We start from the raw sequence: 13,882 nt of genomic DNA on the forward strand, positions 1-13,882 counted from the left end.
TGAGAAAATTCTAACTTTGTTGCAGGTCAGGATCATTAAAACTTGCGTCTCTGATTTTTTCAGCACTCATCAGAAAACCCAGCCCAAGTGCAAAGCTCAAGCCACTGAAGATAAAAATACTGCTTGAGATAGGCAGGAAACGTGTCAATGCGCCCAGAATTGTGGTGGCAATCGAGTCAGAAGATGCATCCTGAGCCAGCCAGATGGCATTGATACGACCTAAATATTCATCAGGCGTATGACCTTGTACGATGCTGTATTGCAACAGGTTGGCGATTGCTGAAAGATAGCCGAACACACTTAAGATCACCAAGGTCAACAGCAACCACGGCGACAAGCCAATCAAAAACATACAGGCAAAAACAGCAAGACTGGCATAAATCATGACTGTACCCGGTCGAGTTAAACTTGCAGTCCAGCCACTTAACAGTGCACCCAAAGTTGCGCCTAGTGGCACTGCGGAGTACATCAAGCCCAATTCAAATGCGCCTCCCGCAAATTGTTGGTCAACGATCTGTGGGAAAAGGATACGAATGGCGCTAGTGAAACCCAGAATCGTACCAATCAGAATGGTGCTACCTACTACTTTATTCTGGAAAACGAATTTGAAACCTTGTAATAACTGCTGAACTGGATGCTCATCTTCACTTTCAGTTTGTGGTTTTAATACAGGTAGGCCAAGTAATAGCAACACCGTAAACAAGGTGCCAATCGTCGCAATCCAGTAAGCCCAAGCAACACTGCTGGCAGCAATCACAATTCCACCAATCGCAGGTGAAATTACTGTCGCCAGACGTACCGAAACCATACTGATGGCACGCGCTTGCACAATATTCTCACGCCCAACAATGATCGGCATAATCGCCATCATTGCCGTGACACCTAAAGCTCCGAAAAAGCCATCCCACGCACTTAAAAAATAAAGTGCATAAAGCGAAGGTGTATCGAGCATGGCATTCACCGCCAAGCCCATAAACCCAAAACCACAAACCAAACGGGCAAATAGAATCAGTTTTTTACGATCATAGCGATCCGAAAGTACACCACCCAACAGCAAACCGATAAACATGGCAATGCCTTCAAAAGCAGTCACAATTGCAACCTGAAAGACATCCTGCGTCATTTGATAGACTTGTTGTGGAATCGCAACAATTAACATCCCAATCGTCAGCAGCGAAACGGTTCGGGCAATAAAAACATTTCGGAAATGTGTATTCACTTTAAGCAGACTAAAGTCAGTCAAGATATTTTTAAGCTTCATGCTTTGAATCCTTTAATTGATAGACTTGACTGAGATAGTCATTTAACAATGGCCCTAATGTGGTCAATTGTTCAGGCGATAATAAGGTTTCGTGACTGGCTTCTGGCAAATGGATAATTTCCAGCTCATTCACAAGAGGTTGCCAGTTTTGTTGGGGCTGGATATAGGCAGGAAGTGATTGTTCGGCCACAAAAACATGGATCTTGCCCGCGTAAGCAGTCGTTGTATGTTGGCTTAACAGACGCACAGCATCCCGATAATTCGCAAAAATGTATTCCTGCAAACTGTCTTTTTCTTCATTCAGCGCTTCATCAGCACCATCCAAGACCTGATTAAAGAACTGGATTTGTTCCTGTTCTGCTTCTTCGGTTACCACAGCGGCATTTTGCATGTCCCATTCATGAATTTCCGCAGGATAGGTGTCTAATAAGCCTACAAAAGCAACCTCATGACCTAAACGTTGCAAACGATCTGCAAGGCCATAGGCAATCGTTCCGCCCAGAGAATATCCCAAGAAGGTAAATGGACCTTCTGACTGTATGTCCAGTACCTGTTTTAATTGATGATCAATCAACTCATCCATGCTCTGGCTATAAACCAGCGCGCCATTCGGACGAGGGGATTGCAAACCAATCAGGCTAATATCGGGATGTAAATAACGGTTGAGCACGCTATATTGCCAAGCCAGACCAGAACCTGGATAAATACAAAATACAGGTTTGGTTTTTGCCTCACGGATCATGAAAGTCGTGTCAAAACCAGCTTCATCATTGGCCTGATTCATTAGATTTTGTAGTTGCACTTGCTCAGCCAGTTTTTCAATATTGGCACCCGTCATGATTTGATTTACCGCCAGACTTCGGTCAAACGCCTTTTTAATTTCAATCGACAGTTTCATGGCAAGAATCGAATGACCTCCTAACGCAAAGAAATCTTCCTCGACATAGATACGACGCGTTAATCCCAAAATATTCTGGAAAATCCGTTCCAGTTTTAATTCAGTCTCACTCGAAGCAAATCGCTGCTGTGAAGAGTGATTCAATTGCGGGCGTGGCAAGGCTTTACGGTCTAATTTACCGTTATGGCTTAAAGGCAAAGTCTCAAGCGCAATGAAATGGCTTGGAATCATATAAGTCGGCAAGTGTTTCGCTAAACGTTTCTTTAAACTGCCAGCATCAACACTTTGTGTGGTTTTTAGATAAGCAACCAGTTGCAGATCAGTCGCATTTTGATCTGCTGAAACAGACATTGGCTGAATCACAACTTCGTCAATTTGACTGACCAGACGTAATTGTTGTTCGATTTCACCTAATTCAATACGTTGTCCACGGATTTTAAGCTGATCATCTGCACGGCCTACATATTGAATACTGCCATCTATATTCCAGCGGGCAATATCACCTGTACGGTACATCCGTTGTCCAGCCTGAAATGGATTCGCCACAAAACGTGTTGCCGTCAGATCCGCACGTTGCAAGTATCCCAGCGCCAGCTGATCACCTGCCAAATACAGTTCACCTTCAGCACCGATCGGGAGCGGACGTAAATATTGATCCAGAATATAGAGTTGGGTATTCCAGACTGGATAGCCAATCGCAATACTATTTTCAGATGTGAACTGGGCCTGTTGTGCATCCATATAACTCACATCCACGGCTGCTTCTGTTGGGCCATATAGATTATGTAATTCAGCACTGAAATGTTGGTTAAAGGCCTGCGCCATTGTAGTCGGCAATGCTTCACCACTACAGAACACACGTTTTAATGGCAGTGCCTTACGTTGCTCATCCGTTAAAAATGCAGTGACCGATTCATCAAATACAGACAGCATGGAAGGGACAAAATGCAAAGTCGTGATATTGTTCTGCTGAATAATATCCAGCAAAGCCATTGGATCACGATGCGCATCTACAGGTGCCATCACCAAACGTGCACCCACCAGATAAGACCAGAAAAACTCCCACACGGAAACATCGAAACTACACGGTGTTTTTTGCAGGATACTGTCATTGATATCCAATGGATACTGGTGTTGCATCCACAAAATACGATTCACAATCGCCTGATGAGACACCATCACACCTTTGGGCTGACCAGTGGTACCCGAGGTATAAATAATATAGGCAGGCTGCTGTGGACTCACCAATGTAATTCTATAATTGGTCAGTGCGGTATCGGCTACGTCAAATAAGCTTTCAAAATTCAGTTTCGGTGTATCTATATCTGTTAACAGGTCTGCTGCAGTAATGGTTAGTCGCGGCTTGGCATCTTGCAACATATACTTGATACGTTCGGTCGGATGCTGAATATCGATCGGCAAGTAGGCTGCACCCGCTTCAATCACAGCCAGAATCGCAATACTCAGTTTGACTGAACGAGGTAAAGCGATTGCGACAATATCACCAGCCTGAACACCAGATTGCTGTAATCGTTTCGCCAGTGTACAAACTTGCAGACGTACTTGCGCAAAGCTGAGCTGATGTTCTTCATCCACCAGTGCAATGGCATCTAGATGGCGCAATGCCTGTGTACGCAACAATTGCTGCAAGGTTGTGTACGGAACATCATGTGCAGTTTGATTAATCTGCTCAATCAATTGCTGTTCAACAGGTAATTGCAATGGATAATGCTGCAATGCCGTTTCAGGTTGTTCCAATGCGGTCTGAATCAATTGTTCAATACGTTGCAAGAATTGCACTGGCTGGGCAATCACACCACGTTGTTCCAGTAATAACTCAATTTCCTGATCAGGAATCACCAGCAAGGCCAGAGGATAATGGCTATAGCCACGATTGATCAGCTTTTCAATTTTTGCTGAACCTAAGTGTTGTTGCAAATATTGATGGTCTGGATAATTCTCTACCACTAAAAGACTGTCAAATAGACTGCCTTGACCCAACTGCTGCTGTATTTCATTGAGTCCTAAACCATCATGTTCCAGATGACGAATATGCAAGTGTTGCAGATGATGCAATTGCTGCCATAAATTCTGTTGCATCTGTAGTTGGACACGTACAGGAATAGTATTCAGAAATAGACCAATTTGCTGCTCGATACCGTTCACGGGTGCAGAACGTCCCGCAACAGGTGTACCAAACAGGATATCTTCACGATGCGCATCGCTCTGTAAGCACATTGCCCAGATCATTTGCATAAATACATTTAAGGTAATGCCCGTTTGACGCAGCTTATGTTGAAGCGCTGCACTCAATTTTGCATTTAAGCGATGTTGGGTTTCCTGTACGTTTTGTTTCTTGGTATGTTCAAATAAAACTAAAGCTTGAGCATCGGCCAAATCCTGCTGCCAGATCTGTTTAGAACGAGTATGGTCTTGCTGTACCAATTGCAGAATGACATCGGCATAGGCATGTTTGGCAACCGTCAGACTTTGCTCGGGGTTCTGATAAGCTTGAATGAAATCTTGCATAAACAGCGGGGTAGACCAACCGTCTGTCAACAAATGATGCACCATCAAAATCAATTCAGATTGTTGAGATGAGGTCTGGATCAACACAGCACGAATCAGTCCATACGCCTGATGCAACTGCATCGGTTGCTTAAGCACATCTGCAATGCATTTTTCCAGGGTCTCAGGGGTACTGCTATATACATCTACAGGCCAGATTCGGGTTGGATTCGGCGTATAGACAAAGATTGGTTCATCATGCAATGTACTATCAAAACAGCCTGCCAGTTGCGGGTGTTTTCTTAATACATTGGTCAATGCCTGTTGTAACTGGATCAGATCAATTTCACCCGTGAGGCTCAGGCGAGTAAAGGCATTATAGCTAGCCTGTTGCTGTTCAAGCTGCACATGGAACAACATGCCTTTATGTAACGGCAATAGCGGTAAAACAATCGAATCCTGTCCATATTCTGCTTGCACCTTGTCAATGATTTGATCATCAAAAACCGACTGCATGGTGTAATCAACATCTCTAGGATCCAGTACTTCCAGCTGAGTGGCCATAGTTGCAATGGTTTTGAGCTGGAAGACATCACTCGGTTTTAAACCATAGCCATGTTGACGCAATTGGGTACATAACATGATGGCAGAAATACTGTCGCCACCCGTCATAAAGAAATCATCGTCAATGCCGATCTGCTCAAGCTTTAAAACAGTAGCCGCAATCTGACACAACAGAAGTTGTTCTGGTGTTTGGGCGGCACGACTTTGAGTGCGGATTTGCGGTCGTGGTAGTGCCTTTTTATCGACTTTACCACTGACATTGCGAGGGAACTCCTGCATCACGGTCAAGGCCGAAGGCACCATATAATCAGGCAGGTTTTGGCGTAATAAACTGAGGTAATGCTGGCTGAGTTTCTCGCTTTTTGCTTCATCGAGTTGAATCTCTTTCACCACACAATAGCCCAAAAGACGGTGGCTATTATTGATCGGTTCTGCAATTACCACCACGCTTTCAATATTTGGCAGTACTGAAAGGGCATTTTCGACTTCACCAATTTCAACACGATAACCACGAATCTTGATCTGATCATCGCAACGTCCCATAAATTCAAGTTTGCCTGCCATATTCCAGCGCACCAGATCACCCGTACGATACATACGCTGTCCGTATTCAAATGGATTGGCAATAAAACGGGTTGAACTTAAATCCGCTCGTCCCAGATAACCATTGGCAATACCAAAACCTGAAATATATAACTCACCAATAACGCCAACCGGGCAACGTTGCAAATTCTGATCCAGCACATAAGCCTGTGTATTGCCTATGGGATTGGCAATCACAGGACGTTCCGTCAATTTTAACTCTGCACGGAACGTATCAACGGTATATTCGGTTGGCCCATATAAGTTATGCGCAAATAAATCAGGCTGTGCATTTAATTGTTGCCATAAAGCCAATGGTGCAGCTTCACCACCAATCAAAATCAGGCTTGGATGATGCTGACCTTGCTCAAATAGTCCATTACTGATCATCTGGGCACAGAAAGATGGCGGTAAATCAAGTGTATCAATTTGACGCTGCTGAATTTCCTGTACCAGCCCATACGCATCACGGCGCATATTCTCATCAAAAATATGTAGCTCTTGGCCCCAAATTAACCAGAAGACCTGTAACCATGAAGAATCGAATGAGAACGAATGCGTATGAGCCGCTCTGAGTGGTCGATCAGGGAAACGTTGTTGTACCGCTTCCAGCACAGGGAAATAGATCGTATGTTGATGTACAAGAATCAGATTGAGCAAAGAACCATGGGTATTCATTACACCTTTAGGTCGTCCTGTACTTCCTGATGTGAAAATGACATAGGCCACATCCTGAAAATCAAAACGTCGCTGCTCTGCCGGAATATCTGCTGCATCCTGCGCACGAATTTTCGCTCGAATAGCTTCATCATCCAGATGAATTTGCTGCAAAGCTTGTGGCAACTGATTTGAGAGTGCCTGTGTGGTTAAAACGAAGAGGGGATTCGCATCCTCACACATCATTTGCATACGATCAACGGGATAGTCGAGATCCAGTGGTAAGAAACTTGCACCCGAATTCAGTACGGATAACATCATCACTACAGATTCTGCTGAGCGCGGAATCGCCCCCGCAATCACGGTATTTTTCTTGGCGCCGTGAGCTTGTAAGAAACGGGTAAACTGGTTGATTTGTGCTTTTAATTCAGCAAAAGTGAGCTGATACAATGATTCGCGTTCACCGCTCAGAATCGCAATTCGGTCTGGATATTTGCTGGCCTGTTCATAAAAAATATCCAGTACATTGTTATAACCTTCAGGATGCGCAACTCGTGGCCCCGTACCCGCTTGAGCAAGAAGATGCTGTTCTGGGGTAGTCGTGATTCTAAATGGCGCACAGCTTTGCTCAGGTCGGGCAAGACATTGTTCAAGCAATAAAGTCAAACGCTGACTATGCATTAACAATTCATCTTGCGTGTAGCGGGCTGCATCGGCTCGCAGCTCAATCATCAATTCCTGATTTTGAACAATAAACGAAAATTCAAAATCATCGATTGGCCCCGTGGAAATATGATGGGTTTTCACGGCCTGATCATCAATCACCAGATCCTGATCGAACGCTTTATAATTCAGGATAGGGCCATAAATACGCTCATGAGCATCAATCGAATTTAAGTCACGTAAAATCTGTTCTGCATCATATTTTTGGTGCGGGCGAATTTGTGCCAACTGCGCCTGAACATGCTGTGCCAGACTGATCCAGCTATGCTGCGGATTTACCTGAAATTGAACAGGCAGAACATTCACTGTAGGTAATAAGGCACGAATGGCTTTGGAACCCAGACGGCGCATGAATGGAACGCCCATAACCAGTTCAGACTTGTCGGTCATTTTATAAAGATAATGTAGCGACAGCGCCATCATCATGTCAGGCAAAGCCAGTTTGGCAGCCGAAGCCAAAGCCTGAATTTGTGCAAGAATTCCTTGAGAGAAATGCAACTGATGTTTAATAAATCGGGCTGTTGTTTTTGCCGCAAGATGATGAGTACTTAAGGTGACTGGTGAAGCAAGGTCTTGACAATAATTTTTCCAGAAAGCCTGATCTTCCTGAAACTTTGGACTGGCCTCATAGGCTTGTCTTTCTGCAATCACATCTTTCACAGTAATAAAAGGTGAGGCCTTCAGTTCATCCTTTTGAAGCTGCTGATAAATCTCAACAATGCGCTTGGTCAGATTAATGATACTAAAACCATCTAGCATGATGTGATGATAGCGTTGATACCAATAGACTTTATCGTGGCAAACAAACAGCACCTGACGATAAAGATTGCTGTCGTTGTTTTTTAATGACTTGGCATATTGACGGTCGGTTGGCATCCAATCCCATAAGCGTTTTTGTGCCTGCTCTGGTGGAAGATGACAAAAATCAAATTCTTCAATTGGAATTTCAACCTGATTTTTAAGCTGTAAAAATGGTTCCGCAGGATTGCAGGAATACTCCGCCGTGACCGTATCTGCTTCACTCAAACCCAGCTGGATGGCTTGCTTGAACGTTGCCAGATCCAGTGTTTTTGGTAATTCCAGACAATGCGCAATGGTATATAAGTCTTCAATCGCACTTAAATGATCTGCAAGGAAAATCCCTTGTTGAGTTGAAAGCAGATTTAAGCGTACAGGCTGTGTCGGTTCCTGAATAAATTCATTATGTAATGCTTGGTTCATATCGATAACTCCATTAAGCCACTTGGAATGGATTAATTGCTTTCCAATGCTGCTCGACATAGCCAATACACTCAGAACGCGTGGTTGGTCCTAATTGCACCTCCCAACCAGCAGGTAAGGTATGAAACTCAGGCCATAAGCTGAATTCACCTTTTATATTTTTAAGCACGAAGAAGGATAGGTTTTCGTTATCAAATGGATTGATATAATTTTCTTGTAAAGTACTCATCATGTTTTTCCTTTGAAAATTCAAGGTTTTTTTAAGAAATTAGGGTTTGCAGCGTGTCGACCAGATCATATTTCCAATTGATTGCGTCATGGCCACCTGCAAAGGTGTGGATCTGGGTAGGTCGTACTGAACTTAAGGTCGCGTAAAGTAATTGGCTGTCTTCACGCATATCTGTTTCATAAGCGCCAGTACGGATGAAGATTTGAGTATCGTTGGGAATCGGTTGCAGATAGTGTTCGATCACCTCTAAAAAGCGTTGTGTATGACCATTTAAAAAATCACTGTTTGAATAATCGGACCACCAGTACGAGCCTGATTGCAAAATCAGACCCTGAAAAGCGGTGGGATAAAGTAAAAGTGAATGCAGAGCGCATAAACCACCTAGACTTTGACCGCATAAAAATACGGGAGTGGATGGGGATAAAGAGAAGTTTTGCTGAATAAACGGAATCAGCTCTTCAACAATTGCCTGTGAAAACAGGTCACGACAGCCATAGTCGAGACAACGTTGTTCACTATTGATACTGTGTAAAAATACATAACTTGCCGCATCCATCTGGCCCTGATCGGTACGAGACTGGATGTCTTGTAAAATCGGTAGATACTGACTCCAGATTTGTCCATCCAGAAGAATCACCAATGGGCTGTTCTCTGTCAGCGGCGCAGTCTGGTAAAAGTCCACGGGATAGGTTGTTGCCAGATGCTGACTGTTCCATTCAATCGACTCATAAACGGGAGACAAGTTTGCTTGCTGAGAATCCTGTAGCTGCCCCAGATGCAATTGATTGACCCAACGCGAAACTTGCGCTGGATAGGGTGGGTAAGGATTGAGGCGATCCACCTGTACATAATGCTGGAGCTGGTTGATCCACCATTTGCGACGAAGCTGTGCCTCTGACGTTTCAGGCGCAATATCTAGGGTCGTCACCAATACATAACTACCAGACCAATTTACAGGCAGTGTTATTTCAAAAAAGGAAATATCTGTATTTTCAATCTGCTGGAATGCATTCCATTGTTGATAAATGGAAGGGCTTTGCGAATACACATCAATATAGGTCGATTCAGTTTCTGACTGACGACGCCATAAAAAAGTACAGTGCAACTGCTGGTTATCTTCAATAACAAGAGGGGTACCGATGTGTTCGACTGAATTCCACCAGATGTCAGAACCTAAGTTTTTTTGTTGGAATATTGGATGAATTGGAAAGTAATTTGGCTTCATCTTAAGTCCATATATCGACTAGAAAGCGGCCTAACAATAATAGAATGATTCTCATTTGTAAATGCAAATAATTATCATTATATTCAATAAAAAAACACACCAATTTATCTTAATGATAAAAAACAATAATTTAAGAAAGAAATTAGCTTTAAAAACAACCATTTTTTTCTTATTTGATAAAAAAGTGAAAATTGCCAGCTTGATTGTAATGATAATTATTTGCAATTATGTTCGGCGATCAAAAAATTGGTCGCAAATTTGGAGTATTCATATGAGCTCTACCGTCATTGTAACGGGAGCAGCCAGAGGCATTGGTGCAGCAATTTCATCTCGATTGTTGCAGCAAGGTTTTACCGTCATTGGCCTTGATCAGCAAGCACAGCCCGAACACTGGGAAATTACCCAAAACCTAACAGTCGAACTCGCTTCACGATGGAACGGTATTCAACTGGATATCACCGACGAAGCCGAGACAAAAAAAGTGATTGAAGAAATTCTGGCGCAGTACAACGTTGTTGGACTGGTAAATGCCGCAGGAATTTTAATCATGACCTCGTTGCTCGATGCAAAAAATGAGGACTGGCAACGCACATTCGCCGTGAATCTGCTCGCACCGATTGCGATCAGTCAGCAAGTGGCCCAATATTTATGTGCCAAAAAACAGGGGAGTATTGTTACGGTCAGTTCCAATAGTGCCCGTATGCCACGTATACAACTGGGGATGTATGCCACGAGCAAGGCTGCTTTAAGTCATTATTGTCGCAATCTGGCATTAGAAACAGCACAACATCATGTCCGCGTGAATATCGTGTCCCCTGGTTCAACCTTGACCCACATGCAAAAACAATTATGGACAACGGATCAGCCTCCCGCGGCGGTGGTCAATGGTGATCTGTCCCAATACAGGACGGGGATTCCACTTCAGAAACTTGCAGAACCTGAAGATATTGCCAATGTGGTGGTCTTTCTACTTTCAGATCAAGCTGCGCAAATTACCATGCAGGAAATTGTCGTTGACGGCGGCGCCACGCTAGGCGTGTAAAAACATAAATTCTTAACACTTTAAAACTTAAAAATAAGATGTCGTAAAAGGAGTATAGTCAATGTCTATACAACATCCCTATTTTATTCAAAAAGAAAACTATACCGAAAGTCGGGTGGCATTCGCCCACGAAATCTTGCAATGTGATCGCGATGCGGGTTTCTACTTTACAACGCCAGACTATGTCCTGAAAAGCCAGCATAAATTGCAGGATATTGATATTGCGCCAGACAGTCATTTATCTGACTGGTTAAAACAGGCACGCTCTCAACTGAATCAGGTGATTCAACAAGGCCATCCACAGGCGAAGATTCTTGGCGGGATTCCATTTTCCAACGCGCAAGATGTCAATCTCATGCTAATGGATGAGGTGAAATTTTATCAAAAGCTACTTTACACCTCATCTCATCGAGAAATAACGACAAGTACGATAGAACAGGCCCGCTTTATTCCTTCTGGTGAGCAATATCAAACTCAAGTCGCTGAACTGGTGCATAAAATGCAGCAAGGTGAATTGAATAAAGCCGTACTTGCCAGAATTTTAGAATTAGAACTGTCTGATGACATTGATATCTCCCAGCTCTTTTATCATTTAAGTCAAGATAATCCCGAAGGCTATAACTATGCAGTTGCCCGCGATGCGGCACATGAAGGCTGGTTTGTTGGTGCAAGTCCTGAACTTTTGGTCGCTAAACAGGGGACTCAGGTCTGGAGTAAACCCGTCGCTGGTACTTTGGCACGAGATACAGATCCGATTCAGGATCAGCACAATGCACAACAATTATTGGCTTCCGCAAAAGATCAGCATGAACATGCGGTTGTGATCGAAATGATCGCAGATCAATTAAGTCCTTTCTGTAAAAAACTACATATTCCAAAACAACCTTCACTCATTAGAACCCAACGTTTATGGCATCTAGCCAGCCGTATTGAAGGTGAATTGAAAAACAAAGACATTCACGTTTTCGATTTGGTTGAAAAACTGCATCCAACACCTGCGATCTGTGGGCAGCCAACAGCTGTAGCGAAAGGTTTGATTGAGCAACTGGAACCTTTTAATCGGGAACTTTTTGCCGGAACGATGGGTTGGGCAGATGCCCAAGGCAATGGCGAATGGTCTGTTACTGTTCGTTGTGCACGTGTCCAGCACAATATCGCCCGCCTATTTGCAGGAGCAGGCATTGTTGCTGCATCTGATCCAAGTGCGGAGCATGCAGAAACTGCGGCCAAATTTAGAACTGTATTAGATGGTTTTGGGTTTTCATCAGAACACATCATGGGGAAGGTAAAATAATATGCAAAATTATCTAGAAGGCGCAGTGCCTTATTCTGAGGCATTTGCGACACGCTATCGCGAAAAGGGCTACTGGATCGGACAGAATCTCAGTGATTTTTTACAGCAATCTGCACAACAGTTCCCTGAGAATATTGCCATCTTCGATGCAGACATAGCGCTTAATTATCAACAATTTAACCAGCTTGTCAGTTTTTGTGCCAATAACCTCTATCAACAGGGTTTACGTGCAGGTGATAAAGCTGTGGTACAAATGCCTAACTGTTACCAGTTCTATGTGGTGTTTTTTGCCCTGATCCGTTTAGGTGCATTGCCTATTATGTCATTACCTGCACATAGACATGCTGAGCTGAATAGCTTTTTTCAGCAGACTCAGGCAAGCGCTTATTTCTGTGCTGATTTCGGGGCACAAAAGTTTGACTACCGTGAATTGGCACGTAAATGCCAGCAAGCCAATCCAGCGTTACAGCATATTTTTGTTTTAGGTGATGCAGCCGAGTTTTCTGATCTTGCGGCGCTGTTGCATAAAACTGATATTTTGGAACAGGCAATACACCCAAGCAGTGCAGATCAAGTGGCCTTTTTGCAACTCTCAGGCGGCAGTACAGGCATTCCTAAATTGATTCCCCGCACACATGATGACTATTTATATAGTGTGCGAGAAAGTGCCAAAATCTGTCGCCTTGAGCAAAGCTCCCGTCTGTTAATGGTGTTACCCGCAGCTCATAACTTTTCTATGAGCTCAGCAGGTGCATTAGGTATTTTCTATGCGGGAGGTGCAGTCGTACTTGGTAGCGATCCAAGCCCTGAAACCGCTTTTGCCTTGATACGTAAACATAGCGTAACTGACGCCTGTCTGGTACCTGCTCTGGTTCGTCCGTGGATGGATAAAGCTGAAAAAGATCAGGATGATATCTTGTCCACCTTACGCTGTTTGCAAGTTGGTGGTGCGCGCTTACCCGATACGGTTGCCAGCAGGTTGATTGATGATTTTCAGGTGAGATTGCAACAAGTGTTTGGTATGGCAGAAGGGTTGGTGAATTACACCCATTTTGATATGTCGGCCGAACAGATTATTCATACCCAAGGCTTAAAGATCTCAGCCGACGATGAAATCTTAGTGCTTGATGAGCATGATCAACCTGTTGCAGCAGGCGAAATTGGGCATTTGCTCACACGCGGCCCATATACCATTCGGGGTTATTACAAGGCCCCTGAACATAATGCACGTTCGTTTACCCCCGATGGTTTCTACCGCACAGGTGATCTGGTTCGTATTCGGGCTGACGGCTGTATCGTTGTGGAAGGCCGTTCAAAAGAACAAATTAATCGTGGCGGCGAAAAAATCGCAACTGAAGAAGTGGAACAAGCATTGGTCACTCATCCTCAAGTCCGTCTAGCTGCGCTGGTGGCGATGCCTGACGAGATGTTGGGCGAAAAAAGCTGTGCCTTTATTGCATGGCAAACACAGGACAACGATCCAAGCGCGATCCGCCGTGGTATGCAGCTACGTCAATATTTAAAAGACTATGGTTTAGCGACCTATAAGATCCCTGACCGAATCGACTTTATCGAGCAGTTTCCTTATACCGCCTTTGGCAAAATCGATAAAAAAGTGCTTCGTCAGCATCTCCAAACCGAAACCGTTTAATTTTTTCACCCCAAGTCATTTATAAAA

Annotated in this window: 7 protein-coding genes; 3 read left to right on the top strand and 4 right to left on the bottom strand. The window is 43.9% G+C overall.

All coding sequences use genetic code 11. The features are described from left to right. Positions 1-10 precede the first annotated feature (10 nt). From entS to fes, 4 genes are read right to left on the bottom strand one after another with little or no spacing between them, the layout of a single operon-like run. Complete coding sequence (entS, locus tag AWW72_RS13550; RefSeq protein ID WP_005257602.1) at positions 11-1,261, bottom strand: enterobactin transporter EntS; 1,251 nt, start codon at positions 1,259-1,261, stop codon at positions 11-13. Beyond that, positions 1,251-8,414: a non-ribosomal peptide synthetase gene (locus AWW72_RS13555; protein ID WP_062847678.1), complete on the bottom strand. Its 7,164-nt coding sequence runs from the start codon at positions 8,412-8,414 to the stop codon at positions 1,251-1,253. The genes entS and AWW72_RS13555 overlap by 11 nt, the downstream gene beginning before the upstream one ends. Positions 8,415-8,427: 13 nt before the next feature. Beyond that, entirely contained in the window at positions 8,428-8,643 is a 216-nt protein-coding gene (locus AWW72_RS13560; RefSeq protein WP_062847679.1) for an MbtH family protein, read from the bottom strand. 31 nt (positions 8,644-8,674) lie between these two features. Beyond that, positions 8,675-9,868 carry an enterochelin esterase gene (gene fes / locus AWW72_RS13565; protein ID WP_062847680.1) on the bottom strand — a complete coding sequence of 398 codons (1,194 nt, stop codon included), beginning with the start codon at positions 9,866-9,868 and terminating at the stop codon, positions 8,675-8,677. Between the two features lie 271 nt (positions 9,869-10,139). Between fes and AWW72_RS13570 the strand changes: the two genes are divergently transcribed. The 3 genes from AWW72_RS13570 (at position 10,140) to AWW72_RS13580 (ending at position 13,855) form a co-directional block, all read left to right on the top strand. Continuing rightward, complete coding sequence (locus AWW72_RS13570) at positions 10,140-10,910, top strand: SDR family oxidoreductase (protein ID WP_062847726.1); 771 nt, start codon at positions 10,140-10,142, stop codon at positions 10,908-10,910. 61 nt (positions 10,911-10,971) lie between these two features. After that, entirely contained in the window at positions 10,972-12,204 is a 1,233-nt protein-coding gene (locus AWW72_RS13575; protein WP_062847681.1) for an isochorismate synthase, read from the top strand. Between the two features lies 1 nt (position 12,205). After that, positions 12,206-13,855 carry a (2,3-dihydroxybenzoyl)adenylate synthase gene (locus AWW72_RS13580; RefSeq protein ID WP_062847682.1) on the top strand — a complete coding sequence of 550 codons (1,650 nt, stop codon included), beginning with the start codon at positions 12,206-12,208 and terminating at the stop codon, positions 13,853-13,855. Positions 13,856-13,882 lie beyond the last annotated feature (27 nt).

Source organism: Acinetobacter sp. NRRL B-65365 (assembly GCF_001605865.1).
Lineage (GTDB): Bacteria > Pseudomonadota > Gammaproteobacteria > Pseudomonadales > Moraxellaceae > Acinetobacter > Acinetobacter vivianii.

Coding starts and splice junctions, on each gene's coding strand:
- entS (WP_005257602.1), bottom strand. CDS start 1,261: ATGAAGCTTAAAAATATCTTGACTGACTTTAGTCTGCTTAAAGTGAAT.
- AWW72_RS13555 (WP_062847678.1), bottom strand. CDS start 8,414: ATGAACCAAGCATTACATAATGAATTTATTCAGGAACCGACACAGCCT.
- AWW72_RS13560 (WP_062847679.1), bottom strand. CDS start 8,643: ATGAGTACTTTACAAGAAAATTATATCAATCCATTTGATAACGAAAAC.
- fes (WP_062847680.1), bottom strand. CDS start 9,868: ATGAAGCCAAATTACTTTCCAATTCATCCAATATTCCAACAAAAAAAC.
- AWW72_RS13570 (WP_062847726.1), top strand. CDS start 10,140: ATGAGCTCTACCGTCATTGTAACGGGAGCAGCCAGAGGCATTGGTGCA.
- AWW72_RS13575 (WP_062847681.1), top strand. CDS start 10,972: ATGTCTATACAACATCCCTATTTTATTCAAAAAGAAAACTATACCGAA.
- AWW72_RS13580 (WP_062847682.1), top strand. CDS start 12,206: ATGCAAAATTATCTAGAAGGCGCAGTGCCTTATTCTGAGGCATTTGCG.